This is a genomic window from Cellulophaga sp. RHA_52, assembly GCF_007827205.1.
GTDB classification, from domain to species: Bacteria; Bacteroidota; Bacteroidia; order Flavobacteriales; family Flavobacteriaceae; genus Cellulophaga; species Cellulophaga lytica.
Map to the genome: position 1 here is coordinate 1,488,712 of NZ_VIRZ01000001.1, position 26,683 is coordinate 1,515,394.

The 26,683-nt window shown below is 32.6% G+C and carries 19 protein-coding genes; 8 read left to right on the forward strand and 11 right to left on the reverse strand.

Features of this window, described 5'->3' with window-relative positions; all coding sequences use genetic code 11:
- The first annotated feature begins 50 nt into the window (after nt 1-50).
- The 4 genes from gldL to JM80_RS06660 all read left to right on the forward strand — a co-directional run bounded on the left by gldL (nt 51) and on the right by JM80_RS06660 (nt 4,466).
- Entirely contained in the window at nt 51-704 is a 654-nt protein-coding gene (gene gldL, locus JM80_RS06645; protein ID WP_013620338.1) for a gliding motility protein GldL, read from the forward strand.
- 51 nt (nt 705-755) lie between these two features.
- Nucleotides 756-2,315 (forward strand): gliding motility protein GldM, encoded by a 1,560-nt coding sequence (gene gldM / locus JM80_RS06650; protein WP_013620337.1) that lies wholly within the window; start codon nt 756-758, stop codon nt 2,313-2,315.
- A 78-nt stretch (nt 2,316-2,393) separates the two neighbouring features.
- A complete protein-coding gene (gene gldN, locus JM80_RS06655) occupies nt 2,394-3,293 on the forward strand; it encodes a gliding motility protein GldN (protein ID WP_034646186.1) in 900 nt (299 codons plus the stop codon).
- 111 nt (nt 3,294-3,404) lie between these two features.
- Nucleotides 3,405-4,466, forward strand: coding sequence for an FAD-binding oxidoreductase (locus JM80_RS06660; protein WP_038504896.1), 1,062 nt, complete (start codon nt 3,405-3,407; stop codon nt 4,464-4,466).
- Here the strand turns inward: JM80_RS06660 and JM80_RS06665 are convergent.
- Nucleotides 4,450-4,848, reverse strand: a complete 399-nt coding sequence (locus JM80_RS06665) for a DUF983 domain-containing protein (protein WP_013620334.1) — start codon at nt 4,846-4,848, stop codon at nt 4,450-4,452. The genes JM80_RS06660 and JM80_RS06665 overlap by 17 nt on opposite strands.
- Before the next feature lie 65 nt (nt 4,849-4,913).
- On the opposite strand from JM80_RS06665, the gene JM80_RS06670 reads away from it, so the two are divergent.
- Together JM80_RS06670 and JM80_RS06675 are read left to right on the forward strand one after the other, a co-directional pair.
- A complete protein-coding gene (locus JM80_RS06670; RefSeq protein WP_013620333.1) occupies nt 4,914-6,824 on the forward strand; it encodes an ABC-F family ATP-binding cassette domain-containing protein in 1,911 nt (636 codons plus the stop codon).
- A gap of 155 nt (nt 6,825-6,979) precedes the next feature.
- Nucleotides 6,980-7,864 carry a hypothetical protein gene (locus JM80_RS06675; RefSeq protein WP_144709539.1) on the forward strand — a complete coding sequence of 295 codons (885 nt, stop codon included), beginning with the start codon at nt 6,980-6,982 and terminating at the stop codon, nt 7,862-7,864.
- 76 nt (nt 7,865-7,940) lie between these two features.
- On the opposite strand, the gene JM80_RS06680 is transcribed toward JM80_RS06675, so the two are convergent.
- The 5 genes from JM80_RS06680 to JM80_RS06700 all read right to left on the reverse strand — a co-directional run bounded on the left by JM80_RS06680 (nt 7,941) and on the right by JM80_RS06700 (nt 18,969).
- Nucleotides 7,941-10,880: a glycoside hydrolase family 3 N-terminal domain-containing protein gene (locus JM80_RS06680; RefSeq protein ID WP_144709540.1), complete on the reverse strand. Its 2,940-nt coding sequence runs from the start codon at nt 10,878-10,880 to the stop codon at nt 7,941-7,943.
- Between the two features lie 12 nt (nt 10,881-10,892).
- Complete coding sequence (locus JM80_RS06685) at nt 10,893-12,344, reverse strand: sodium:solute symporter (protein ID WP_034646194.1); 1,452 nt, start codon at nt 12,342-12,344, stop codon at nt 10,893-10,895.
- A gap of 4 nt (nt 12,345-12,348) precedes the next feature.
- A complete protein-coding gene (locus JM80_RS06690) occupies nt 12,349-13,902 on the reverse strand; it encodes a glycoside hydrolase family 10 protein (RefSeq protein ID WP_144709541.1) in 1,554 nt (517 codons plus the stop codon).
- A gap of 112 nt (nt 13,903-14,014) precedes the next feature.
- On the reverse strand, nt 14,015-15,727 hold the full coding sequence (locus tag JM80_RS06695; protein ID WP_144709542.1) for a RagB/SusD family nutrient uptake outer membrane protein: 1,713 nt from the start codon (nt 15,725-15,727) through the stop codon (nt 14,015-14,017).
- A 17-nt stretch (nt 15,728-15,744) separates the two neighbouring features.
- Nucleotides 15,745-18,969, reverse strand: coding sequence for a TonB-dependent receptor (locus JM80_RS06700; RefSeq protein ID WP_144709543.1), 3,225 nt, complete (start codon nt 18,967-18,969; stop codon nt 15,745-15,747).
- 280 nt (nt 18,970-19,249) lie between these two features.
- Between JM80_RS06700 and JM80_RS06705 the strand changes: the two genes are divergently transcribed.
- Both JM80_RS06705 and JM80_RS06710 read left to right on the forward strand, forming a co-directional pair.
- Nucleotides 19,250-19,999 (forward strand): DeoR/GlpR family DNA-binding transcription regulator, encoded by a 750-nt coding sequence (locus JM80_RS06705; protein WP_013620326.1) that lies wholly within the window; start codon nt 19,250-19,252, stop codon nt 19,997-19,999.
- A gap of 72 nt (nt 20,000-20,071) precedes the next feature.
- Nucleotides 20,072-20,890, forward strand: coding sequence for an N-acetylmuramic acid 6-phosphate etherase (locus tag JM80_RS06710; RefSeq protein WP_013620325.1), 819 nt, complete (start codon nt 20,072-20,074; stop codon nt 20,888-20,890).
- Nucleotides 20,891-20,899: 9 nt separating this feature from the next.
- Here JM80_RS06710 and JM80_RS06715 read toward each other — a convergent pair whose 3' ends face one another.
- From JM80_RS06715 to nirB, 5 genes are read right to left on the reverse strand one after another with little or no spacing between them, the layout of a single operon-like run.
- Nucleotides 20,900-21,262: a hypothetical protein gene (locus JM80_RS06715; RefSeq protein WP_013620324.1), complete on the reverse strand. Its 363-nt coding sequence runs from the start codon at nt 21,260-21,262 to the stop codon at nt 20,900-20,902.
- A gap of 10 nt (nt 21,263-21,272) precedes the next feature.
- A complete protein-coding gene (locus tag JM80_RS06720) occupies nt 21,273-23,120 on the reverse strand; it encodes a type IV pili methyl-accepting chemotaxis transducer N-terminal domain-containing protein (RefSeq protein WP_144709544.1) in 1,848 nt (615 codons plus the stop codon).
- Between the two features lie 27 nt (nt 23,121-23,147).
- Nucleotides 23,148-23,735 (reverse strand): DUF4202 domain-containing protein, encoded by a 588-nt coding sequence (locus JM80_RS06725; protein ID WP_013620322.1) that lies wholly within the window; start codon nt 23,733-23,735, stop codon nt 23,148-23,150.
- A 23-nt stretch (nt 23,736-23,758) separates the two neighbouring features.
- Entirely contained in the window at nt 23,759-24,139 is a 381-nt protein-coding gene (gene nirD / locus JM80_RS06730) for a nitrite reductase small subunit NirD (protein ID WP_174258348.1), read from the reverse strand.
- A gap of 29 nt (nt 24,140-24,168) precedes the next feature.
- Nucleotides 24,169-26,682 (reverse strand): nitrite reductase large subunit NirB, encoded by a 2,514-nt coding sequence (gene nirB, locus JM80_RS06735; protein ID WP_144709545.1) that lies wholly within the window; start codon nt 26,680-26,682, stop codon nt 24,169-24,171.
- Nucleotide 26,683 lies beyond the last annotated feature (1 nt).

Genomic DNA, 26,683 nt, shown 5'->3' on the forward strand with positions numbered 1-26,683 from the left:
TTTAACCTTAAATACTTATAATTAATAAACCCAAATTAAAATTAGAAATTATGGCACAATCAAAATCAACAAAGAAATTATTTAATATGGCCTATGGCCTTGGAGCATCTGTAGTAATTATTGGAGCATTGTTTAAAATTCTTCACTGGGAGTTAGGTCCATTAAACGGTGGTGTATTATTAGCAATTGGTCTTATTACAGAGGCACTTATTTTTGCCATTAGTGCATTTGAGCCAATAGAAGACGAGTTAGATTGGTCTTTAGTATACCCAGAGTTAGCAGGTGGTGAAGGATCAGCTAAAAAGAAAAACGAAGCTTTAGAAGTTAAAGAAACAGAAGCATCTTTATCTAAAAAATTAGATGATATGTTAAAAGAAGCTGGTGTTGATGCAGAATTAATGGGAAGCCTTGGTAACAGCATTAAAAACTTTGAAGGTGCTGCTAAAGGAATTGCTCCTACTGTAGACGCAATGGAATCTACTAGAAAGTATTCTGAAGAAATGGTACAGGCTGCTACGCAGATGGAATCATTAAACAGCTTATACAAAGTACAATTAGAGAGTGCTAGCAGACAAGCTTCAATTAATGAAGAAGTAGTACAAAACTCTTCAGCATTAAAAGATCAAATGGAATCTTTAGCTACTAACTTATCTTCTTTAAACGGAGTATACGGTGGTATGTTATCAGCAATGAGTAAAAACTAATTAGTTAATACTTAACCCCAAATCAATTATTAACTAAAATTAGTAGAAAACATGGCAGGAGGAAAACAGTCACCACGTCAGAGAATGGTAAACTTAATGTACTTAGTGTTCATTTGTATGCTGGCGTTAAATATGAGTAAAGAAGTTCTAGCTGCATTCGGCTTAATGAATGTAAAGATGGAAGCTTCTAACAAAAAAACAACAGAAAACAACGTAGCTTTTTTAGAAGGTCTTGGAACAAAGGCTGAAGAAAACGCAGCAAAATATGCTGAGGATTACAAAAAAGCACAAAAAGTACAAGCAATATCTCAAGAGTATTATGACTATTTAGAAGGTCTTAAGAAAGAGATGACTAAGAACGTTGAGGATCCTACAGATTACCAAGTTATGGATAAGTCTGATTATTTAGATCAAAAATTCTTTAGCGGAGAAAATTTAGCTCCAGGTGGTAAAGAGTTCATGAAAAGAATTAAAGACTACCGTGAGCAAGTATCTAGCCTTGTGCCAGATAAAATTAAAGGATCTGTAAAAGCTAGATTTGAAACTGGTGACGCTAATGGTAAAGTAGAGAAGAAAGATAAAACCAAGCAAGATTGGATTAACTATCACTATGAAGGTTTTCCTTTAATAGCTTCTTTAACTAAAATTACAGCTTTACAGTCTGATATTAAAGCAACTGAAGAAGACGCTTTAAAAGCAATGTTAGAAGGTAATTTAACAGACCAAGTTTCTTTAAAGAAATTTAAAACATCACTTTTTGGATCTAAATCAGCATTTTATGCAGGTGAAAAGTATGATGGTAAAATTATAATTAGCAAAACTGATGATACATCTACTCCAGTAAGAGCAGAGTTAACATTAGATGGTAGAAAATTAAAAGAAGGTACAGATTATCAGCTAGAAGCTGGAGGTGTTAAAATGTTAATTGGTGCTGGTAACCCAGGAGATCACGAAGTAGCAGGTACACTTTTCTTTAAGCAAGATGGTGAAGAAGTTCCAGTAGAAGTTAAAAATTCTTTTGCAACTATATCTAAGCCAAGTGCAGCATTAATTGCAGCAGATAAAATGAACGTTGTTTACCGAGGTGTTGCTAACCCAATGACAATTTCTATACCTGGTATACCAAACAATAAAGTAAGAGCTTCTGCTCCTGGTTTAAAGCCTGTAAGTGGTAGCAAGTATGTTATGACTCCTGGTTCTGGTAGAACAGTAACAATTAAAGCTTCTGGTACATTGCCAGATGGCAAACCAGTTAGTTCTTCTTCAGAATTTAGAATTAAAGATATACCAAGTCCAACAGGTTCTATTAGAGGAGAAACTGGTAGCGTTAAAATGCCTCGTAAAAACTTAGAAGTTTCTACAATAGGTGCAATATTAGAAGATTTTGATTTTGATTTAAATATTGGTGTAAGCGGCTTTAGCTTTAAAGTTCCAGGACAACCAACAATAAGAGTTAATGGTAGAAAATTAGACAGTAGAGCTAAGTCTGCATTAAAAAGAGCAAAAAGAGGTGATATGGTTCAGATATTTAATATCCAAGCTTATATTACAAATAACAAGAGTTACAGATTAAAGAAAGTTTCTAGTGTACTTGTAGAAATTACAAACTAGAATAAATGAAACTAAACGGTAAGTTGCTATTGTAAAATGGCAACTTACTTATAGCTTCAAAACAAAATTATTTAAATGATGAATTGGAAAAACATTTTAGTAGTAGGATTTTTAGCAGTGTCTTCAATATCTGCTATGGCGCAATCAAACGTATTGAATGCAAAAAAGCCAGAAGAAATAGGTGTAAAAACTGAGGCACAAATTAAAAAAGATAATGACGGACCTTTAAAGTATGGTTACGTAGACGACAGAGATGTTTTATGGTCTACAACTGTATGGGAAGTTATAGATTTAGATGAGCGTGTAAACTTTCCGTTATACTACCCTATAGATACAATTGATATAGGAAAAAACAGAAGGTCTTTATACCACGTTTTAATGAAAGCTATTAAAAGCGGAGAATTAGAAGTTTATGCAGATTCTTACTTTACAGAAAAAAGAAAGTTAGAAGATTTAAAAGCTTCTATGCAAAAAGTAGATACAACAGATTACGGTTATGACCAGTACAATGCTGGTGAAGAAGTATCTGAAGAATACATTAATAAAAGAGATCTTGTAGCAGCAGATTTAGAAGAATACCTAATTAAAGGAATGTGGTATTTTGATAAAAGACAAGGTGAGTTAAAATACCGTTTATTAGGTATTGCACCAGTTGCACCAGATGTTAACTTTATAGATGATGAATCTGTAGATATAGATGGTAATAAAATTCCTTTATTTTGGGTTTGGTACCCAGATGCCAGAGAAATATTACATAAAGCAAAAGTCTTTAACCAACGTAATTCTGCAAGTCCAATTTCTTTTGATATGTTGCTAAACTCTAGAAGGTTTCATGCAACAATTTACAAAGAAGAAAATGTACACGGAGATCGTAAAATTAAAGATTACATTTCAGACAACGCATTGTTCCAGTTACTAGAAGCTAAAAGAATTAAAGAGGTTATTAGAGACAGAGAACAAGATATGTGGAGCTATTAAAAAAATTGCTTTAGAATTCCAATTCAAATAAAATAAGCAAACTCCTTAGGATATTTATCCTAGGGAGTTTTTTTATGCTTTAAATTAAGCTACTTTATCTACTTTTGTAGTATGGTAAATTATGTAATTGTAGGTCTTGGTTTGGCAGGTATATCTTTTTGTGAGACACTAGAGCAAAACAATAAAACGTTTAAGGTAATTGCAGATAGTTCACAGACATCTTCTGTAGTTGCTGGTGGGTTGTATAATCCTGTAATTTTAAAACGCTTTACGTTAGCTTGGAATGCAAAACACCAATTAGATATTGCTTTGCCATTTTATAAAACACTAGAAAAAAAATTACAAGTACAGTTAGACTATAAAATACCAGTGCTACGTAGGTTTGCATCTGTAGAAGAACAAAATATGTGGTTTGAGGCTATGGATAAACCTAGTCTTAGTTATTTTTTGTCGCCTAAAATTATTCAAAATAAAAATGCTAATATAGATGCTAATTTTGGCTACGGAGAGGTTTTACACACAGGTAGAATAGATACTAAAGAGCTTTTATCTACCTATAAAAATTACCTTATTTCTAAAAATGCTTTGCTGCAAGAAACTTTTAATTTTAATGCACTAACAATTGAAGATGATTGTATAAACTACAAAGGCATAAAAGCAGAAAAAATAATTTTTGCAACTGGTTTTGGGCTAAAAAACAATCCATATTTTAATTATTTGCCTTTAAATGGAACCAAAGGCGAGCTTTTAACTATAAAAGCACCAGATTTAAAGGAAGAAAGAGTTATAAAGTCATCGGTTTTTATTATTCCAATGGGTAATAATTTATACAGAATTGGAGCTACATATAACAGAGATGATAAAACTAACAATACTTCACAAGCAGCTAAAGAAGAGTTGTTAACTAAGCTTCATACATTTTTAAAATGTAATTATGAGGTGGTAGACCACAAAGCAGGCGTAAGACCCACGGTAGCAGACCGTAAACCACTTGTAGGTGAGCACCCCAAACATAAAAACATATTTGTGTTAAACGGTTTTGGCTCTAGAGGAGTAATGGCTGGGCCATATGCAGCACAGCAGTTGTACAATTTTATAGAAAATAATAAGCCACTTGCAGCAGAAATAGACTGTAAACGTTTTGTAAAAAGGTATCTTACTTCTGTTTCTTAAAGTTAGCAACTGCGTTTTTATCGTAATGCATAAACATATTAATCCATATATTACGAGAAAGTCTCATAATTATAGGCATAAAACCAATTAACGTAGCAACAATACAAATAAAACTTACTAGCAGACTTGTTTTAATAAACAAATATGAAATAAAAAATGCAGCAACAGCAAAGGCAATACCAACGCCATAACTAACATACATTGCACCATAAAAAAAAGAAGGTTCCATTTGATATTTGGTACCACAATGAGAACAGCGCTCGTGCATATCGTAAACATTTGATAAATGGTAAGGGTTTTTATCCTTATACATACTCTCAGAATGACATTTAGGACAAGTTCCTGTTAAAATACTGCCAAGTTTGTTTCCTTTTTTTAACATTTGCAAAAAGTTTTTACAAAAATACTATATTCTATAATTTTCATCTGTAACATTAGTCACAATTTATGCTTAATATTCACAATTTATCTGTCTCTTTTGGAGGAGAATTTTTATTCGAAGAAATTTCTTTTAGACTAAATCCTGGAAACCGTGTTGGGTTAATAGGAAAAAATGGAGCAGGTAAATCTACACTGTTAAAACTACTGTCTAAAGAAATGCCAATAGATAGTGGTACAATAGCCGCAGATAAAGATGTAAAAATTGGTTTTTTAAAACAAGATATAGATTTTGTAGAAGGCAGATCTGTTTTAGAAGAGTCTTACCAGGCGTTTGAAGAAATAAAAGCATTAGAGTTAAAGTTAGATGAAATAAACCATCAGCTAGCAGAACGTACAGATTATGAAAGCGAAAGTTATAGTCAGCTTATAATAGACTTAAATGATATTACGCATCATTATGAAATTCTTGGGGGTTATAACTACCAAGGAGAAACAGAAAAAGTGTTACAGGGTTTAGGTTTTAGTAGAGAAGATTTTGATAAAAAAACGGAAACATTTTCTGGTGGTTGGCGTATGCGTATAGAGTTGGCTAAATTACTATTACAAACCAATGATGTATTGTTGTTAGATGAGCCTACCAACCACTTAGATATAGAATCTATTATTTGGTTAGAGCAATTTTTAAAAGGATATTCTGGTGCAGTGGTAATTGTATCGCATGATAAAATGTTTTTAGATAATGTTACCAACAGAACCATAGAAATATCTTTAGGTAGAATATACGATTACAATAAACCTTATTCAGAATACCTAATTCAGCGTAATGAGCTTAAAACACAACAATTAAGTGCGCAAAAAAATCAAGAAAAGCAAATACAGCAAACAGAAAAGCTGATAGAGAAATTTAGAGCAAAAGCATCTAAGGCAACTATGGCACAATCTTTAATTAAAAAATTAGATAAGATTGATAGGATAGAGGTAGATGAGGATGATAATAGTGTTATGAATTTACGTTTTCCGATATCTATAACTCCTGGAAAAATTATTGCTGAGATTGAAAATTTATCTAAAAACTACGGAGAAAAGCAAGTATTAAATAATATAGATTTATTAATAGAACGCGATAGTAAAACTGCATTTGTTGGACAAAACGGACAAGGTAAATCTACTTTGGCTAAAATTATGGTGGGTGAGTTAGATTATACAGGCCATTTAAAACTAGGACACAATGTACAAATAGGGTATTTTGCGCAAAACCAAGCAGAGTATTTAGATGGTACCAAAACCATTTTAGATACTATGATTGATGCTGCTAATGAAACCAACCGAAGCAAAGTTAGAGATATTTTAGGATCATTTTTATTTAGAGGAGATGATGTAGATAAGTATGTAAGAGTATTGTCTGGTGGTGAGCGTAACCGTTTAGCATTAGCTAAAATGCTGTTGCAACCGCTAAATGTTTTGGTAATGGATGAACCTACCAACCACTTAGATATAAAATCTAAAAACGTTTTAAAACAAGCTCTGCAAAATTTTGAGGGCACATTAATACTTGTATCTCATGATAGAGATTTTTTACAAGGCTTAACCAATAAAGTATACGAGTTTAAAGATCAAAAAATACGCGAGTATTTAGGAGATATAGATTATTATTTAGAACAACGTAAAGCAGAAAATTTTAGGGCTATAGAAAAAAAGACCAAGGTAAAGCAAGAAGTAAAAAAAGAGGAGAATAAAAAAGTAGATTATAAAGATCAGAAAAAAATAAAATCATTAAAAAATAAACTTAGTAATGTAGAAAGTGAAATTTCTACCTTAGAAAGTACTATTAAAAAGATAGATGAAAAACTTTTATTGGAGTATGAAGCTACCATTGCTGAGCCAGATTTTTTTGATAAATATGAAGCCAAAAAGAAAAAATTAAAAGAATTAATGGCTACTTGGGAAGATTTAACCCTTAGTCTAGAAGATATGTAAGTAAAATAAGTATTTGTAAGTAGATTTGCTAAACCACAAAAAAAGCGCATTTCACAACAAAAATGAGCTAAGTGCCTGTATTTCATCTAATAATTTTGCCAGTTGTCTATAATTAGTTTCTATTTGTATCACAATACTTGCAAACTAGTATACAAATGAAAAAGAATTTTACTTACACAATTATAGCTTTTGTAGCCATTACGTTACAGGCAGTTACAGCACAAATTTCTTCAAAAGAGAAAGCGGTGTTAATAGATTTGTACAACGCTACAAATGGTAGTGAATGGACAACTAAGTGGGATTTAAATAAACCGGTTTCTACTTGGAAAGGAATTAAAGTAGAAGATAATAAAGTTGTTGGTATAAATTTGTTTAGAAATAATTTAGATGGAACTTTACCAAAAACAATATGTAAGCTAAAAAACTTACAAGATTTAAATTTAGCGTTTAATAAAATAAACGGAGAAATACCAGAAACAATTACTAAGTTAAGGGAGTTAAAAACACTTCATTTAGAAATGAACTTGTTAACTGGTGAGTTACCTACTAAACTGGGAGACTTAGCCAATTTAGAAAATCTAATTTTATTTAATAACCTAATAAAAGGCGAAATTCCTAAAAGCATAGGAAAATTAAAAAAATTGAAAGAGTTGAATGTTTCTAGCAATAAGTTAACAGGTATAATTCCTGATGAGTTAGGAAGTTTAACTAAGTTAGAAAGCCTAGGACTTTTTGAAAATACTTTAGTTGGTTTTGTGCCAAGAGAGTTGGGTAATCTAGTAGAGTTAAAAGAGTTGGTAATTGCCAATAACCAATTAATGGGAGATATACCTCAAGAATTTGGACAATTGGTTAACCTTAAAGTATTACAATTACAAAATAATAAATTTAATAGCTTTAAAAGTTTAGACTTTATGCAGTCTAAAGAGATTTTAGTTTTTGATTTTGACGGAAAAAAACCAAGCTTACAGTTTAGAGACTTAAACACAGCAAAAACTGGTGTTGCAGAAACTGAGTTTGAAGAAGATAAAGAAAATTAATTACTATATTAAGTATTTAGTTGGTTAGTTAAAAAGAGTGCCTTTTAGGCACTCTTTTTTTGTTTTAGTGATAATGCTATTTAATAGCATCATAAATAACTTGCTGTATTTTAGTTCTGGTGTTTAATTTGTAAAGTATTCTGTTTTCTCTAGTAGGAGTTACCCTGTTAGATAAAAAAACAAACAATACATTTTCTTTAGGGTCCATCCATACCATTGTGCCGGTAAACCCAGTATGTCCAAAACTTTCTTTACTTGCGTCTTTGGCAGTGTTACTGTTTTCCCCTTTGTAAATTAAGTATGGTTTGTCAAACCCAATGCCTCTATGGTTATTATTGTCTGGAAATTGTACACTAGTATATTGTTTTAATGTGTTTTTAGAAATAAACTCTTCATTACCATAAGTTCCCATATCTAAATACATTTGCATTAATTTTGCAAGGTCGTTTGCATTAGAAAACAAGCCCGCGTTTGCAGATATACCTCCCATCATAGCGGCTCCTTCATCATGTACTGTTCCGTGTATTGTACTGTGCCTAAACAAAAAATCATTTTCAGTAGGTATAATTTTGCTATGACTAAATTTTTGTTCTGGGTTGTATGTTAGTGTTGTGGCACCTAATTTATCATAAAAATTAGCGTTAATATAGTCTACAAAATTTGTACTTGTTATTTCTTCAACAATAGTAGGTAGCAAGTAAAAGACTAATCCAGAGTATTTGTATTTTTTTACATCACTTACAGGTGATTTTTTAATAGCTTTAAAAACCTTCTTTTTGTAGTTGCGATTTAACCACATATTAGATGTTATTTTTATAGGGAAACGAGCAGATGAATCTCTTTTAATAGTGTGCCATTTGTAACTCCCGTTTTTGCGTAAAGTGTTTTGCCAATACGGGATCCAAGGAGAAAAACCAGCTTGGTGTGTTAGTATTTCTCTAAAAGGAATACCTGCTTTGTTAGAGCCTTTAAAATAAGGTAAATAATCATCAATAGTTTTTTCTGTACTAAACTTGTTAGCATCTTGTAAATGCATTAGCGCAGGCAGGGCAGATGATATTTTGGTAACTGAGGCAATATCATATACATTAGATAATTTAACCTTAGTTGTGTCACTATACGTGTGGGTGCCATAAGCTTTGTGTAAAACAACTTTACCATTTTTTGCAATAAGCACTTGTGCGCCAGGAATTGCTTTGTTAGATATGGCTTGTTGTATTAAAGAGTCTATCCCAGAGTTTAATGTTTTGGAGTTTAAACCAGCATCTTCTGGTAATGTGTATTTAAATCTAATTTTTTTAGCTGTTGTTAATCCTGCTCCTGCTTTAAATTTTGATCCTATACTAACAGGTAGTTTACCGTTTGCAGAGGCACCTCCAAATATAAGTTGGGCAGCAATGTCTTGTGTAGTTTTACTATCTTGGTAGGTTAGTATTAAGCTTTTGGCATTTTCTATATTTTTAATTTTGGCTATTGAATATGGATTTTTAAAGTAAGTAACCACTGTTTTATTAAAGGGTAAGCCTTCAATAAACTTTAATAGTGTATTAGAAAAACTAATTTTATTTTTTGGAAAAGCGCTAGAGTCGTGTATACCTAACAAAATTAGATTATGGTTGTTAATAGCCTTTTTTAATTTGTCTATTGTAGCAGGGTTGATATCATTGCCAATATTAAAATGTTTTACATTGTCATATAAACCTAGAGTTTCTTGAAACTTTGTAGTTAAAGAGTCACCAATTGAAATAGACATAATATTTAAAGTGTCTAATTTTTGTAATGGCACTACGTCGTCGTCATTTTTAAGTACCGTTAAAGAAGCTTCTACCAATTGTCTTTTTAACAATTTAGCATTAGCATTATTTAAGTTATGTACTAAATTTTTGTTAGGAGTGGGTTTGTAGTTATGGAGTCCGGCCCATTGTTTTGCGGCTAATATTTTACGAACTCTATTGTCAATATCGGCTTGTAAAATACTATTGTTTTTAACTGCATTTTCTATCTCTGTAATTGCTTTAGCAACATTTTGTGTAAGTTCTAATACATCATTACCCGCCTGTACTGCTTCTTTATCTACAATACCAGGTTTGTTGTTGTTAGTAACACCTTTCATACGCATTGCATCGGTAATAATTAAACCACTAAAACCTAGTTTGTTTTGTAATAAGTCTGTTACTATTGCTTTAGAAAGAGTAGAAGGTTTTTCAGATGCATCTAGTGCAGGAATATTTAAATGAGCAACCATAACACCATTTAATCCTGCATTTATTAGTTCTTTAAAAGGGTAAAGTTCTAAATTATTTAAGCGTTCTAATGAGTGGTTAATTTGTGGTAATTTGTAATGAGAGTCGGTATTAGTATCTCCGTGTCCAGGAAAGTGTTTAGCTGTAGTTAACAGGCCTGCATTTTGCATACCTTGCATATAAGCAATACTTTTTTGAGCCACTTTGTATTTATCTTCACCAAAAGAGCGGTAGTTAATTACAGGATTATCTGGATTATTGTTAACGTCTGCAACAGGAGCAAAATTTAAATGTAAACCGGTATTTTTTATTTGCCTCGCAACCTCAGTACCAATTTTGTAAATTAAGTTGTTGTTTTGTATAGCGCCAAGAGCCATTTGATAAGGGTAACTAATTGTGCTATCTAAACGCATACCCAAACCCCATTCTGCATCAATAGCTCCTAGTAAAGGAGTTTTAGCTTGTTTTTGGTAGCTATTCATTTGTTTAACTTGAGTAACAGGATCTCCTTGAAAAAATACCAAACCTCCAATATTCCATTTTTGTATTGTTTCTAGAATTTCTTTCTCATGTTCAATTCCCTTGTTAGAGTAGGCAGCAACAAACATTAGTTGACCAATTCTTTCCTTTGGAGTTAAACTTTTCATTACAGAGTCTACCCACTTGCTATTAGTATATTTTAAAAACTCTGGCGAGGTAACTTTTTCTTGTCCTTTTACGGCTATGCCTAAAAGTAGGATAAGTAAAAAAGTGGTTACTATTTTTGTTTTCATTTGTATAGGTGTTTAGTTCAAAGAAGTTTTAGGTTTTATAGTTATTAGCCATAGGCCCAGCATAGTTAAAATTGCATTTACTATTAAAATCTCAAAGCCAAATTTAAAGCCGTTAAACCATTTTTCTGAATTGTAATTTAAAATGATAGATAGTATAGGGGCAATAATGCAAATTAAAGGTACAAGTTTATCTTTTACTTTTTTGCGTGTTATTAAACCAAAAGAATACAAACCTAAAATTGGGCCATAGGTAAAGCCTGCAACCTTAAAAACAGCACTAACAACGCTAGCATCGTTAAAAGAGTTAAATACAATAATTACTAAAAACATTAGCATTGTAAACCCTATGTGTACGTAAAGTCTAGTTTTTTTCTGCACCGTTTTTGTTTTTCTGATGTTTAAAATATCAATACAAAAAGAAGTGGTTAATGCAGTTAAGGCAGAGTCTGCACTAGAAAATGCAGCTGCAATTATCCCAAGTAAAAAAACAATTCCGGCAAGGAGCCCAAAATAGTTTAAAGCAAGTAATGGGTACAAATCATCTGTACGTTCTGGAATTGGAATATTGTTGGTTAAAGCATATTGATAAAGTAATACACCAAGAATTAAAAATAAAAGAGTTGATATTAAAAAGGTAATAGAAAACCATAGGATGTTTTTTTGAGCATCTTTTACGTTTTTGCATGTTAGGTTTTTTTGCATCACATTTTGGTCTAAACCATTCATTGCAATGGTAATAAATATACCAGCAGTAAAGGTTTTAAAAAAATTACGGTCAGATAACCAATCCCACTCAAATAATTTAGATTTAGGACTTGTAGTAACTAATTTAATGGCATCATCAAAAGATAGGTTTAGTTGACTAAGAATTACAATAATGCTAATGGTTACAGCTAAAAGTAAAAAAGTTGTCTGTATAGTATCTGTCCATACAATAGTTTTTATTCCACCTCTAAAAGTGTACAACCATATTAAGGAAATAGTAACTAAGACGGTTACCCAAAACGGAATACCAAAGGAATCAAAAAAAGCAATTTGTAAAACAATAGCAGCTAAAAATAGCCTAAAAGAAGCGCCAATTGTTTGAGAAATTAAAAAGAATGATGCTCCAGTTCTATAAGATTTTAATCCAAAACGGTCTTTTAAATATTCGTAAATTGAAATTAGGTTTAGTTTGTAGAATAAAGGAATTAATACAAATGCTATTATTACGTAACCTACAATATTACCAAGTACAAATTGTAAATAGGTCCAGCCAGTATTAGCCACCTCACCAGGTACAGAAATAAAAGTAACACCAGATAAAGAAGCACCAACCATACCATAGGCAACTAGGTACCAAGGAGATTTTCTGTTTCCTGTAAAAAAAGTGTCATTGTCAGATTTTCTGGAGGTTAAGTAGCTAATAAGCATTAACAATCCAAAATAACCTGTAATTACACTAAAAACTATAATCGGAGTCATATTTTTAATTAATTATAAGTTCAAAAAATTCACTTTGGTTTCCAGTTCTATCTACAGCTGTTAAGCCAATTTTATTTAAGGTATTTGTGTTGTTTTTAAGTGTAAGAGGAATGTTGTAATTTCTATTTCTACGATTTAAAATAGTGTGTTGCCATTTTTTGCCATTTCTTTTAAAATAAAGCACCCATCTAAACACATCTGTAGTATTGTTATGTTCCCAACTAATTTGTACGGTGTTTCCTTTTTTTGTGGTTTTCACTATTGGTTGTAGTGGCGGAGTATTATCTAACCAAGGAGATGGTGGTACTAAGGTTTTGTTTTTGTATGGTTTGGCTAACAATCCCTTAGATAATGTATCATATTTAATTAGCGGACCAATGCTCCAATGTACAGTGCCTTTGCTTTTTGGTAGCATACCTCTAGTAATCATAATCTGATTAAAAACCTCATCTAGGTTTTCTTTAGTACCGCCTAAATCTACTTTTATACCTGGCCATAAGTGCATTTGTTTGCTGTTTTCTGTTTGCCACCAGCCTAATAGTTCAGGAAAACTTTGTCCTATTTTGTTTGTTGTCCAATAAAGTTGAGGTGTAAAATAATCTACCCACCCATTGTTTATCCATAATTTGGCATCTGCATATAGTTTTTCATACTGATCATAACCTACAACAGATTCTGGGTAGCCAGGTCTCCATATTCCAAACGGACTTAAACCAAATTTTACGTGAGGTTTACTTTTTTTAATTTCGGTATATACATTTTTAATAAAAGTATTCACACTTTGTCTTCTCCAGTTAGATTTGCTTAGTTTTCCTCCATTACTAATGTATGCGCTCCAACTTTTGTTATCTGGAAAATCTTTGCCGTTGTTGTAAGAATCGTAAGGATAAAAATAATCATCAAAATGTATTCCGTCTACTTCGTACCTGTTAACAATGTCCATAACAACAGCTAAAGAACGGTCTTGGGTTTCTTGTAAAGAAGGATCCATCCAATACATTCCATTTTCTAAACCAACAACTAATTCTGGATTGGTTTTTACAACAGATGTACTTTTAATATTACCTCCTTGTGTATGGTGTGCTCTGTATGGGTTTAGCCATGCGTGTAGCTCTAAGCCTCTTTCGTGCGCAGCATAAATCCAAAACTTTAAAGGATCATAAAATGGTTCGGGAGCTTTGCCTTGTTCACCTGTTAAGTAATAAGACCAGGGTTCTATACTGCTTTGGTAAAGAGCGTCTGCTTGAGGCCTAACCTGAAAAATTACAGCATTAAAATTATGATCTTTTAAATAATCTAAAAGAGCTAAAGCTTCTTTTTGTTGTTCATAAATAGATAAGCCTGGTTTACTGGGCCAATTAATATTAGCAACAGTAGCAACCCAAGCAGCCCTAAATTCTTCAATATTATAAGGTGTTTTTGGATCCCATTTTGTGGTTTTTTTAGTTTTTCCTAAAGGGGTTTTATTAAAAAATGATAGTTCTTTTGAAGATTTGCAACTAACAAATAGTAACGCTATAGTTGCTATAAAAAAATATCTAAAAGAATAAATTTTCATACGATGTGATTTATGTTTTTTTTTTGAAAAATGCTACTAGGTATTAAAAAAGTCCTTCAGAAATAAACCTGAAGAACTTTTTTTGAAAAACTAAAAAACTATAATTATTTAGTTACCAGCCAGGATTTTGCTCTAGCTCTACACCTTGATCTTTATACAGCGTAATTTGATCTAAAGGAATAGGGCTTAAGTAAACTCTTGGGTTGTCAAAAACACGTAAAGATTCTGCCGCAGAGGCCGGAACTATGTATCCTTCATCTCCATTTGTTAATGTAATTTCATCTAAGTTGTTATCTGGATAATCTGCCTTAACAATATATGCACCTTGGTTAATTTCAGGATTATCAACCATATCTACATACTCAAGTTTTTTCCATCTTTTAAGATCGTCAAGTCTAAAGCCTTCCATCATTAACTCAACTCTTCTTTCTCTTCTAATTTCCCATAATAAAGCTGGTACAGATGCATCTCTATTAGGGTCATCATAAGTTACACCACCAACCGCTGGTAAATCTCCAGCAACTTCTAAATGTGGAATTTCAACACCAGGTCTGTCTCTTAAAACATTGATAGATTTATCTACATCTGCTTGTGTTATAGCAGCACCACCAACAGTTCCTATTTCTGCAGCAGCTTCTGCGTAATTCATTAAAACTTCTCCATACCTAATAATTGGAGCGTCTGTAGGGTTTAAGTTAGAGCTACCTATTGGATCATCTTTTATAGACTCATTTAAAAATTTGTGAGTAGCAAAACCAGATGATGAGTGGTTAGATGCGATGCCGTTTAAACGTAATTCATAAGAAACAAATGTTTCATAAATTCTTGGGTCTCTGTTTGCCATAACATTATCTATGCCTTGGTCTCCTTGGTATTCAGACGAAACTGTTATAGGTAAACCGTCATTGGCTAAATATGCATTAATAGCATTTCTAGAGACACCAACTTGTGGCTCTTTGTTATTATAGCTGTTTAAGGCGTGTGTTATTAGTCCTTCTTGGTATTCTTTGTATAAGATAACCTCAGGATTTCCAGATAAGCTTAAAGAATTAAATACTTCTCTATAATTGCCTAAACTATAGTTGCCAGAACTTATAACTTCATTAGCAGCCCATTTTGCAGCAGTTAAGTACTCTAAAGCTTTTATTGTGTTCCCTTCATGATATTTTTGCCAAGTACCTTCATACAACATAATACGAGACATATAAGCTAGTACAACATATTTATTTACTTCTAAACCATTGTCATCTACAGAAGCTCTAACATTGTCTGCTGCATATTGTAAGTCTTCAAGTACTTTATCCATTACAAAAGTGCGCTCATCTCTTTTTTTGTATAATTGTTCATTATCATTTTCAGATAGCTCAGTGTCAAAATAAGGAACATCTCCAAATCTACTTGTTAAATCGTGGTATTCTAAAGCTCTAAAAAATCTACCAATACCAGTCCAGTGGTTAATAGCTTCTTGCTCCATAGGAACTGTTTGTACACGATTTATAAAAATATTTGCTTTACGTACCCAACTAAAGCCCCATCCGCCACCAGAGGTAGGTACTTGTTGTGTAAATCTAGACGGGTTTGTAGAAGCAAAATCATCATTTAAAGATTGTCCAGAAAAATAATTTCCCCAGCTATAGCTAGATCCGTATCCTCTAAAATATCCATTATAGAAGCCAAAAGCAAAAGCCTTTACATTGCCTTCACTAGTCCAGTATGTTTCATCTGTAAGTAAATCTTGTGGGGGAACATCAAGGTAGTCATCTTCACACCCTACAAATGCAACAATGCAAAGAAAAAGCAGTATTAATTTATTTGTTACTTTCATTTTTTTAGTTTTAAAATTTATAGAGATATTTGAAGTCCAAAAGAATAACTTCTTCTAAAAGGATAAACTCTACCAAATGTAGACGTGTCATTAGTACCAGCGTTTGTGTAGTCTACTTCTGGGTCTACAGGAATTTCTACACCGCTTATTTCAAATAAGTTTTCTCCACTTACATATAGTCTAAATTTGTTTACTTTAAGCTTATTGGTGATAGACTCTGGTAAAGAATAACCAAGAGTTATGTTTTTCATGCGTAAGTAAGACATGTTAAGTAAGTACTTTGTTTGCGGTAAAAAATTCATTTGAGAATTACTTTGTTGTTGGTCATTAGGTCTTGGGTAATATGCATTAGTATTTTCTGGCGTCCAGTAATCTAACTGATGGTCATACCAAGCCTCTGCATAGCGGTAACCAGGGATAAATACAGGTCCGTTTGCCCAAAAATCTCTTTTACCAACACCTTGCATAAACATATTAAGGTCAAAACCTTTCCAATCTGCACCAAGTTGTATGCTGTACTGATATCTTGGTGTGGTGTTACCAATCACTTTCATATCTCCTGAGTCTCCAACAGTGTTAGAGCCATAGTCAATAACACCATCACCATTAATATCTTTGTATTTAATATCTCCAGGACCATATTTAAACCACCCGTTAGTTTCGTACAATTCTTGACTAGGAACACCTGCAGCGTAAGATCCGTCTGCATTAAAATCATCCTCAGTAAAATATCTATCTGTTTCATAACCCCAAATTTCACCAATTACTTTTCCTTCGTAATTAGAGTAAATGCTTTTGGTGTCATTAGCGTACTTTGTAATTTTTTCTTTAAAGTCTGATAAAGTTGCTGTTGCATTAATGCGTAAATCATTATCAAATTGATGATTAAAATCTAAAGCAAGCTCCCAACCATTAGTTTGCATTTCACCAAAGTTTCTTCTTGGAGAAGAGGTGCCAAAAGTGTTAGGTAACGTTACACCAGAGCTATGCATATCACTTACCGTTCTTCTGTACCAATCAAAAGTTAAACCTAGTTTGTTATTTATAAATTTAGCATCTAAACCAAAATCTAAAGTTGTTACAGTCTCCCACGTTAATGAAGAAGGTAGTGCACCAGGTGTACCCACGGTTAATTGGTTTTGTCCGTCAATTAACCAGCTAGATGATGTAGAGGACATGATTCTATAAATACTAGATAAGTACGTGTTTTGGTTACCAACAGAACCGTAAGAACCTCTAAACTTTAAAAATGATAAAGCAGGATCTAAGTTTTTCATAAAATCTTCTTCTGTCATTACATAACCTGCAGATACAGATGGAAAATAGCCCCATTTTTTGTCTGATGATAATCTAGAAGAACCATCATAACGAGCATTAACCTCTAGTAATAATTTGTCTTTATATGAATAGTTAACACGACCAAAGAAACCTAAGGTTGTCCATTTGTTTCTATCTCCTCCTACAAATTGGTCTCCTGTTGCTAAGGCTAGTTCACCCTGGTCTGGGTTTAGTAACTCTCTTCTTTGAGAATAGTGAAACCAATATTCATATTCTTCCATATCACCACCAAAAGTAAATTTGAACTTATGATTGTTAAATTCTTTATCATAATTTAAATAAGCTTTAGCGGTATTTCTTCTGCTCCAGTCCGAGTTGTATTGTACGCGGTCATATGCAGAACTACTATAAGGTACATATGAGAAATCTGCTCCTTGTCCCCAAAAATTATACGCATAAAGAGTGCCTCCCACTTGCTTTTCATGTTCTTCTACTCTGTCATGTGTAAAGTCAAAGTTTATAGCTAAATCTTTAATAGGTGTTAAAGTAGTACCTAAGTTAATTCTAGATAAAGAGTAATTAGTTTCATTCATTTTTGCTTGCTCTACTTCAGAAATATGGTTTCTAAAAGGTTTGCCATCTACAGTTCCGTATGGGTAAAAAGCTGGCCATCTGGTAGTGTAGAACCAAGCATCATAAGTAGCAGAACCAAATTTAAAAGGTTCTGTAGTTTTAGAGTTGCTATGTAAAACTTTGGCTCTAACATCTACCCAGTCGTTAATAGTAGAGTTTACACTTAAATTTACATTGTAACGTTGGTATTTATCAGGATTGGTTTTGTATACACCACCTTGGTCTAAATAACCAAGACCTAAATAATAGTTGGTTTTTTCACTACCACCAGATAAGGAAAAATCGTGTTTTTGTTGTGGAGCCCATTTTTCTACAAATTGTTCTCTAGGATCCCAAGATCTGTAAAAGAACAAGCTACCATCTCTAATTTCATAGTCACGGCCCTCTACCATTTCATTACCTAAGTTTTGGCCTCCGTATAGCTCTTCCCATTCTCTCATTTTTTCAATAGCAAGTTGGTCTATACGCATACCTACAACACCGTAAGATTGTAATGATGGTATTCTGCGGTTAACAGCAGCAAATGCCATTTCTGCACCTTCTGCAGCAGGAGCTACTTTTGGAGTGTTTGTAGGTGTTGCCCAAGAAAAGTTATTGGAGTAACTTATAGAAGGAGCCTGGTTTCTACGCCCTTTTTTAGTAGTAATTAAAATTACACCCCAAGCACCTCTTGCACCATAAATAGAAGTAGATGCAGCATCTTTTAAAACAGATATTTCATCAATATCTTCAGGGTTAATAGATTGTAAACTTGGAATTTCAACATTATCAACCAATATTAAAGGTTGTGCACCGCCACCAGTACCTAATGTGCCAACATTACCTCTAAGCTTAATAGTTGGGTTAGTACCTATTTGTCCGCTTGGAGTAGTAATTGTTAAACCAGGTGTAACCCCTTGTAAACCACGTGCAACATCTGTAATAGGTCTAGATGCAAGTACGTCTGTGTCTACAGAAGCTACAGATCCTGTTACACTTCTCTTCTTTTGGTTACCGTAACCAACCAACACAACTTCATCTAACCCTTGTACGTCAGTTAAAAGTGTAATATTAAAAAAGCTTTGGTTGCCTACCGGTATTTCTTGTTTTGCATATCCTAAATAAGAAAAAACAAGAATTGTGTTTTCACTATCTGATAAATCAATGGTAAATTTTCCATCAAAATCAGTTTCAGTTCCGTTGCTTGTGTTTTTTGCAAAAACACTAACTCCAGGAATGGGCACTCCTTCTGGGTCTTTTACTTCACCCGTAACTGTTTTAGACTGTCCAAACATCTGTAAGGAGCATAAAAACAGAAAAAATAAGATTGATTTTTGAAATCCTTTTTTCATAATTAGAGTTTGTTTTAAATTACTTTTTTGGTTTTAGTTAGTAGGTAAATTCTAGGGTTTAATATTTTACTATGCTTATAAATTAATAGTCTTTAAAAATCTTATGTTAATAGTTTTAAACTTTAAGTTAACTCATTGTTAATCTTTTCAAACTTATGCAAAAAAATGCAAATAATTGCATTGTTGATAATAATTTTTGCAATTTTATGCTGTTTTGTATGTAATATTGTTTTTTCTTTGCAGTTATTAGCAATGTTTTTATTGCATATATTTGCCTAATATGTTAAAAGAAGAAAGACAACAGTTTATTTTAAACGAGGTAAGAGTGCACAATAGAGTGCTCTTAACAGATATGGCAGACCTTTTAAAAGTATCTATGGATACAATTAGAAGAGATATTAAAGAGCTTCATAAAGAGAAAAAGTTAAAAAAAGTGCACGGTGGTGCTATCTCTTTAGGCTTTAATAACTATAGTTTTCAGTTTAATGAAGTATATTCTTTAGAAAAAAAGTCAAAGATTGCAGTAAAATGCATAAACCTTTTGCGTAACGGGCAAGTACTGTTATTAACTGGCGGAACAACCAATATGGAACTGGCAAGAATGCTGCCTACAAATTTATCATTAACCTGTTTTACGCCAAGTTTACCAGTTGCTAATCAATTAATGTCTAAGCCAAATGTAGAGGTAATTTTTATAGGGGGTAAGGTTTCTAAAGATGCACAAATAACAATGGGTTCTGCTGCTGTTAATATGTTAAATAGCATAAAAGTAGACATCTGTTTTTTAGGAACACACTCTATAGATTTAGATGAAGGGTTAACAGAGTTTGACTGGGAGATTGTGCAAATGAAAAAAGCTATGATGCAGTCTTCAAGAAAGGTTATAGCACCTGTTATTTCTGAAAAATTAAATACAAAGCAACGTTACAAAATTTGTGATATTCAACAAATAGATATGCTAGTTACAGAACTAGACTCTACCAATGAAAAACTAGTAGAATTTAAAAATAAAAATATAGAAGTGTTGTAGTTTTTAATGTGTTTTTATGCATTTAATATAATTCTGCAGCCTTATCAACCAAAAAAATAATAATAAGATTTTATGTCAGATTATATTAAAATTACAGAACAGCCATCAAACTATAATGCATTGGAAACAATGAGTAGTAAAGATCTTTTGTTGGGTATTAATAACGAAGATCAAAAAATAGCAGAAGCTGTTAAGTACATAATACCTTCAATAACAAAATTGGTAGATAGTATTGTGGAGCGCTATAAAAAAGGAGGAAGATTATTTTATATAGGTGCAGGTACTAGTGGTAGATTAGGAATTTTAGATGCTTCAGAAATTCCGCCAACATTTGGTGTTATAGACAGGGTAATAGGTATAATTGCTGGTGGCGATAAAGCCATAAGAAATGCGGTAGAAAACGCAGAAGATAATTTACAGCAAGCATGGAGAGATTTAGAAGAATTTAATATTACAAATAATGATGTTGTAGTAGGGATTGCAGCATCTGGCACAACCCCATATGTTATAGGAGGTGTTACTATGGCAAATGAAAAAGGATTGTTAACAGCTTGCATTACTAATAACCCAGGTTCTCCTTTAGCAAAATCTGTTGCTATTCCTTTAGAAATAAATGTAGGACCAGAGTTTGTTACGGGTAGCACAAGAATGAAAAGTGGTACATCACAAAAAATGGTGTTAAATATGATTTCTACAGCTTTAATGATTAAAGCTGGTAGGGTAGAAGGCAACAAAATGGTTAATATGCAGCTAAGCAATATTAAGTTGGTAGACAGAGGTACGCGTTATTTAGTACAAGAATTGCAAATTAATTATAATGAGGCTAAAGCAATACTAGAAAAGTATGGCTCGGTAAAAAAGGCTATAGAAGCATTTAAAAAAAATGTTTAAAAAATACTGCTAAGCATTAGGGTTTGGGTAATTGTCAGACTGGTCTTCTACAGTTTCATCCATACAAACAAAATCTTTTTCTACTAAAATAAAAAGCGTTTTACCTTGTGGTGTAATGTAATTGTTATTAAAACCAACTACAGAGTTAGTAGCCCAGTCTTTGGTGTAACTGTTAGGGACGTAAATAGTTATTGTATTGTTGGCAAAGTCTGTTTGTAGACTGTTTATATTTTTTTTTATTTTTATTTCATAACAGAATAGCGTTGTGTTAAACTCCGTTTTTTGAGCAAAATAACCAGTTTTACAAAATGCTTCTACTTCACTTTTAGTAAGTCTGTACCTAATAGAATTCCCTCTAATTCGTATTTTCATAATATTGGTTTTACGGTTGTTGCTTAGTAGTTTTTTCTGGTTTGTAATTTATAGTTACTCTTGTTCCTTTACCAGGTGTAGAGTTAATAAATAGCCTGCCATTTATATAGTTTATACGTTCTTTCATATAAAATAATCCCATACCACCTTCACTATTATTTTGAGGTGTTTTGTTTAAAATAGAATTATCAAACCCTTTACCATCATCATCAATTAAAACACTTAATGTATTTTGGTTGTAGTTTATACTTAGTAAAATATAATTAGCATCAGCATATTTAATAGCATTGTTTATTGCTTCTTGTGCAACCCTATAAATATTAGTTTCTGCTAAGGAACTAAACCTAATGTTTTTTTCTGTTTTGTTCTCAAAAAGTATGTTTTTTCCGGTGAGTTTAGACAGTTCTACGGTCATTTTTTGCAATGCAGGTAGTATGCCGTGGTCTTTAAGTTCTGGCGGTGTAAGGTTAAAAGTAGCTGTACGCACACCTTTTATTAAGTCTGTGCATAACGATTTTAAGTACGCTATTTTTTCTTCTGTTTTATCTGTGTTTTCAAGGTTAATAGATTCTATGTTAAATTTTAGCGCAGTTAACATTTGTCCAATACCATCATGTATGTCTTTTGCAATACGTTTGCGCTCTTCTTCTTGGCCTTCTACAATTAGGCTAGCTTGTAGTTTTCTTTGTAGTATTTTGTCTTCAAAACTTTGTTTGGTTAGCAGTTCTAGTTTTTGCTGGTTTTCTATACGCTCTGTAATATCAGAACATAAAATTAAAATACTTTGTTGTTTTGAAGATTTATGAAGAGGAATTATGGACATATCTAACCAAATATCTTCCTCTTTTTTTGTTCTTATTTTTATCTCCTCGTTTCTAATATTTTTTCTATTGCTTTTAAAAACTTCTTTTAGATATTGTTGTTGGCCTTCATTTGTTGTGAGTATTTCAGACAATGGCTTGGCTAAATCCTGAGTGTTACAGCCCAATAGTTCTTGAAATTTTTTACTAATAAAAACAACACTTTCGTTATTTTTAATACTCGCAAACAGGGCAGCATTATCTATAACAAAATTCAACTCTTGCAACTCTTGTAAAGAGCGCTCTTTTTCTTGATATAACTGCTCTATTTTTAAAGTGTTTTCTTCAGATTCAATTTTACTTTTTAATAGTTTCGTTATTGTGTTTCTAATCTGTATAGATAAGGGTCTAAAAATAAATAGAATTTCTAATAGAAGAATTACTAATGAGAAAGCAACAAGTATGTGCTCTTTTTGCTTTAATTTTTCAAGTTGAGTTTTACTAATACTATCATATTTGTTTACAATAGCATCCATTGCTTCTAAAAATATTTTCTCATTTTTTAAAATGATATCTATGTTTTTCCTTAAGCTTAAAGAGTCTTCTGCTGTAGCGTTAGTTTTAAGTGTAATAATGCGTTCTGCAGCATTAATCATAGCATTGTGGTGTGGTGTAATTTTTTGTAGTAATGCTAATATATCTTTATTATCTTCTTTGGGTATGCCCATAGAATCATTACCAAATTGTAATGCCTTGTGAGAAATACGCCAAACGTCTAAAGTATTTTTTGTGTTTTTTAAAACCAGATTTTTTTCTTTTTTTAAATTGGTTCTGTCTAGTAATAAAATGTCTTTTACTAATTTTTGACTGTAAGCACGTTGTCTACCAGCAACATTTATTACTCTAGAGTCGTTTAGTTGTGAGTTTAAATGCATTTGTATTAATACCTGAGAAAATACTATAGAAAAAGCAATGGCTAACAAAGCCAATAAGTACCACTTTCTAATTCTTAAAAAGGTGGTGTTGTCTAAAGATTTCTCAAGTTTATTATAACTCATAAATTGGTCTTGTAAAAGGAAAAATAATTAAGATAATGCCTTGCCTACAAGTTCTAAAGACGATTTAGATAGTGGTAATTTTAAAGCAGCATCTTGACCTTCTTTAGACATTTTACGCCACGTTTTTTGTAAAATATCAATAAGTTTTTCTTCTGAGTATTTTTTAGCAAAAGGTTCAAAATAATACTCTAAAAACACTAAGCAGATAACATCTTCTAGTGTCTGTGTTTCTTCATTTTTTTTTAATTGTTTTTTTTCAAGTAAAAAAGCAACTTTTTCAATGGTATTTTGGTCGTATCCAACAGCGGTTAAAATTTCACTTGCTTTTTTAGCGTGATATTTTTTTAGGTCTTGTCTCCATTTCAAATACCCTGTTCTGTTCATTTCATAAGAATCTCTAGGTATTTCCCATCGGCATATATGCTGGCAACGTGCAGTTAATTTTAGTGTTTCTGAAGCATTAGGAGCAAAAGAGTTTAATTTTTTTGTCATACGCATAGCATACAAAACCTCTTTAGCATACGTTTTACCTTGGTATGTTTCTTTATTAGGGTCTTGTTCGTTTGCTTTATCAAAAAGATCAAAAGCTTGTTTTAGTTTATTTACTGTTGCCATATGTGGTAAGGTTTGTTTCAAAGCTATTCAGAAAACCCAATATACACAAAACCATCTTCAATTTTTACAGGATATGTTGCAATAGCATCTAAGGTGCCATTTAAATTTTCTCCGGTTTCTAACGAAAACGTATTTTTATGCAGGGGACAAGCCACTTTAGGTGTGCCCATATCTTCGCCAATCATTCCGCGAGAAAGTACCATTTCCATTTTATGCGGACATAAGTTTTGGCAAGCATACCATTTGTTTTCTCGTGTAAAATTAAAAACAGCAATTTGTTTGTTTTTATATTTTACACAGGCCCCACCGTTTTTTGGAAATTTAGTTATTTCTGCAGCTTTAAACCACGTAGTTACATCGTCTAATGCAGTAGGCGAGTACTCTTTTAAAATTGATGTTATCATCGTTATATATTTTAGTTCTGTTTTTATGGTTACACCCAAGGAGTTGGCATTTTTTGGTCTCTTAGTGCTACAAATTCAATGTTTTCATCCTCTTCTGTAGAGTTTACAAAATGTGTGTATTTGGCTCTTATTTCAGGGGTTTCTATGGCTTCTTTCCATTCGCATTTGTAAGTTTCTACCAAATGTTGCATATCCTTGTCTAACTGGTCTACAATGCCTAGGCAATCATTAATTACTACATCTTTAACATAGTCTATACCACCTTCTAACTTCTCTAACCAGGCGGCAGTACGCATTAGTGGCTGTGCTGTTTGTATGTAGTACATTAAAAACCTGTCTACATATTTAATAGCAGTTTCTTTATCTACTTTTTCTGCCAATAAAACAGCGTGTTTAGGAGTAGCGCCACCGTTACCGCAGATATAAATATTCCATCCGCCTTCAACAGCAATAAAACCAAAATCTTTTCCACGAGCTTCTGCACATTCTCTAATACAGCCAGATACGCCACCTTTAAATTTATGAGGAGAACGTATGCCTTTGTATCTGTTTTCTATTTCAATGGCAAAACTTACACTTTCATCCATACCATATCTGCACCAAGTAGATCCAACACAGCTTTTTACGGTACGTAAAGATTTTCCGTAGGCTTGCCCGGTTTCAAAACCTTCAGCAATTAATTCTTCCCAAATAAGTGGAAGTTCATGTAGTTTTGCTCCAAACATATCTATACGTTGACCGCCTGTAATTTTGGTGTATAAATCATATTTTTGAGCAATTCTGCCCATCGCAATCATTTGTTTTGGAGATATTTCTCCGCCAGCAACACGTGGCACAACAGAGTAGGTTCCGTTACGCTGAATGTTAGCTAAATACCTGTCATTAGAGTCTTGTATGGTGTCTTGTCTATTAGCGGTTTCATTATAAATACTTGCAAATAATGATGCAGCTAAAGGCTTACAAACTTCGCAACCATTGCCTTTTCCGTGGGTGTCTAGTAGCTCATCATAATCTTTAATGTTTTTCATTTTTACAATATCATATAACTCTTGTCTAGAGTAATCAAAATGTTCGCAAATACGTTCTTTTACAACCTTGCCTAAAGATTTTAAAGTTTCGTTTATTAAATCTGTTACCATTGGTTTACAGCCACCACAGCCAGTAGTTGCTTTGGTTGTCTTTGCAATATCTTTTACTGTCTCTTTACCATTATCTCTTACAGCACAACAAACTTCTGCTTTAGTTACGGCTTCACAAGAACAAACAACAGCAGCATCTGGTAAATCTATAACGCTACCAAAAGAAGCTGCACCATCACCAGCAGGTAGTATTAACTGTGATGGATCTGATGGAATAGGCATACCATTTAAATATATTTGATGTAGCATACTATAATCAGTAGCATCGCCAACTAATATTCCGCCAAGTAATTTTTTACCATCAAGACTTACATTAATTCTTTTGTATAAATGTTGTGTTTTGTTTTCAAATATTACAGAATGTCCTTTAGTTGCTGGCATAAAAGGGTTTCCAAAGCTTGCCACATCTACACCAATTAATTTTAATTTGGTAGACATATCTATACTTTCAGACATAATGTTGTTTGCATTGCCTATAATTTGGTCAACGGCAACAGATGCCATTTCATATCCAGGAGCTACCAAACCATATATCATTTGGTTGTAAAGAGCAATTTCTCCAATAGCATAAATATATTCATCAGAGGTTTGCATTTTGTTGTTAACTACAATGCCGCCACGTACACCAATTTCTAACCCACAAGCTTTTCCTAACTCGTCTCTTGGTCTAATACCAGCAGATATTATAAGCATATCTACACCTAAAACATCATCTTCTCCAAACTCCATTCCGGTAATAAATTTATCTCCTAGTATTTGGTTGGTAGCTTTGCTAAGGTGAATGTGTAAGCCTATAGATTCTAATTTTAATTGTAATACTTGGCTGCTTCTACTATCTAATTGTCTTGGCATTAGTTTTGGAGCAAACTCAACTATATGAGGTTCTAAGCCCATATCCATTACGGCTTTACCAGCTTCAAGACCTAATAGTCCGCCTCCTAAAACCGCAGCTTTTGCTTTAGGTTTAGTAGATTTTAATTTAGCTGCATAGGCCAACATACTTTCTAAATCTTCAATAGTACGGTATACAAAAACACCTTCTTTTTCTACCCCTTTTATTGGAGGTACAAAAGCAGAAGAACCAGTTGCTAGTACTAGATAATCATAAGAAAAATTACGATTGTTAGCTGTTGTAATTGTTTTGTTATCTCTGTTAATGTCTGCAACACGCTCATTTATCATTAGTTCAATTCCGTTTTTTGTATACCAATCTTCAGAGGCCATTTCTAACGCTTTTGTATTTTGGTTTTCAAAAAACTCACTTAAATGTACGCGGTCATAAGCAGGTCTTGGTTCATCACCAAAAACTAATAGCTTAAAGTTTCTACATTCTTTTTGGTCTACAAATTTTTCGCAAAATTTATAACCAACCATTCCATTTCCTATTACAATTACGGTTTTCATA

Excerpts from the sequence above, each read along its gene's own strand:
- gldL (WP_013620338.1), top strand. The coding sequence starts at position 51 with ATGGCACAATCAAAATCAACAAAGAAATTATTTAATATGGCCTATGGC.
- gldM (WP_013620337.1), top strand. The coding sequence starts at position 756 with ATGGCAGGAGGAAAACAGTCACCACGTCAGAGAATGGTAAACTTAATG.
- gldN (WP_034646186.1), top strand. The coding sequence starts at position 2,394 with ATGAATTGGAAAAACATTTTAGTAGTAGGATTTTTAGCAGTGTCTTCA.
- JM80_RS06660 (WP_038504896.1), top strand. The coding sequence starts at position 3,405 with ATGGTAAATTATGTAATTGTAGGTCTTGGTTTGGCAGGTATATCTTTT.
- JM80_RS06665 (WP_013620334.1), bottom strand. The coding sequence starts at position 4,848 with ATGTTAAAAAAAGGAAACAAACTTGGCAGTATTTTAACAGGAACTTGT.
- JM80_RS06670 (WP_013620333.1), top strand. The coding sequence starts at position 4,914 with ATGCTTAATATTCACAATTTATCTGTCTCTTTTGGAGGAGAATTTTTA.
- JM80_RS06675 (WP_144709539.1), top strand. The coding sequence starts at position 6,980 with ATGAAAAAGAATTTTACTTACACAATTATAGCTTTTGTAGCCATTACG.
- JM80_RS06680 (WP_144709540.1), bottom strand. The coding sequence starts at position 10,880 with ATGAAAACAAAAATAGTAACCACTTTTTTACTTATCCTACTTTTAGGC.
- JM80_RS06685 (WP_034646194.1), bottom strand. The coding sequence starts at position 12,344 with ATGACTCCGATTATAGTTTTTAGTGTAATTACAGGTTATTTTGGATTG.
- JM80_RS06690 (WP_144709541.1), bottom strand. The coding sequence starts at position 13,902 with ATGAAAATTTATTCTTTTAGATATTTTTTTATAGCAACTATAGCGTTA.
- JM80_RS06695 (WP_144709542.1), bottom strand. The coding sequence starts at position 15,727 with ATGAAAGTAACAAATAAATTAATACTGCTTTTTCTTTGCATTGTTGCA.
- JM80_RS06700 (WP_144709543.1), bottom strand. The coding sequence starts at position 18,969 with ATGAAAAAAGGATTTCAAAAATCAATCTTATTTTTTCTGTTTTTATGC.
- JM80_RS06705 (WP_013620326.1), top strand. The coding sequence starts at position 19,250 with ATGTTAAAAGAAGAAAGACAACAGTTTATTTTAAACGAGGTAAGAGTG.
- JM80_RS06710 (WP_013620325.1), top strand. The coding sequence starts at position 20,072 with ATGTCAGATTATATTAAAATTACAGAACAGCCATCAAACTATAATGCA.
- JM80_RS06715 (WP_013620324.1), bottom strand. The coding sequence starts at position 21,262 with ATGAAAATACGAATTAGAGGGAATTCTATTAGGTACAGACTTACTAAA.
- JM80_RS06720 (WP_144709544.1), bottom strand. The coding sequence starts at position 23,120 with ATGAGTTATAATAAACTTGAGAAATCTTTAGACAACACCACCTTTTTA.
- JM80_RS06725 (WP_013620322.1), bottom strand. The coding sequence starts at position 23,735 with ATGGCAACAGTAAATAAACTAAAACAAGCTTTTGATCTTTTTGATAAA.
- nirD (WP_174258348.1), bottom strand. The coding sequence starts at position 24,139 with ATGATAACATCAATTTTAAAAGAGTACTCGCCTACTGCATTAGACGAT.
- nirB (WP_144709545.1), bottom strand. The coding sequence starts at position 26,682 with ATGAAAACCGTAATTGTAATAGGAAATGGAATGGTTGGTTATAAATTT.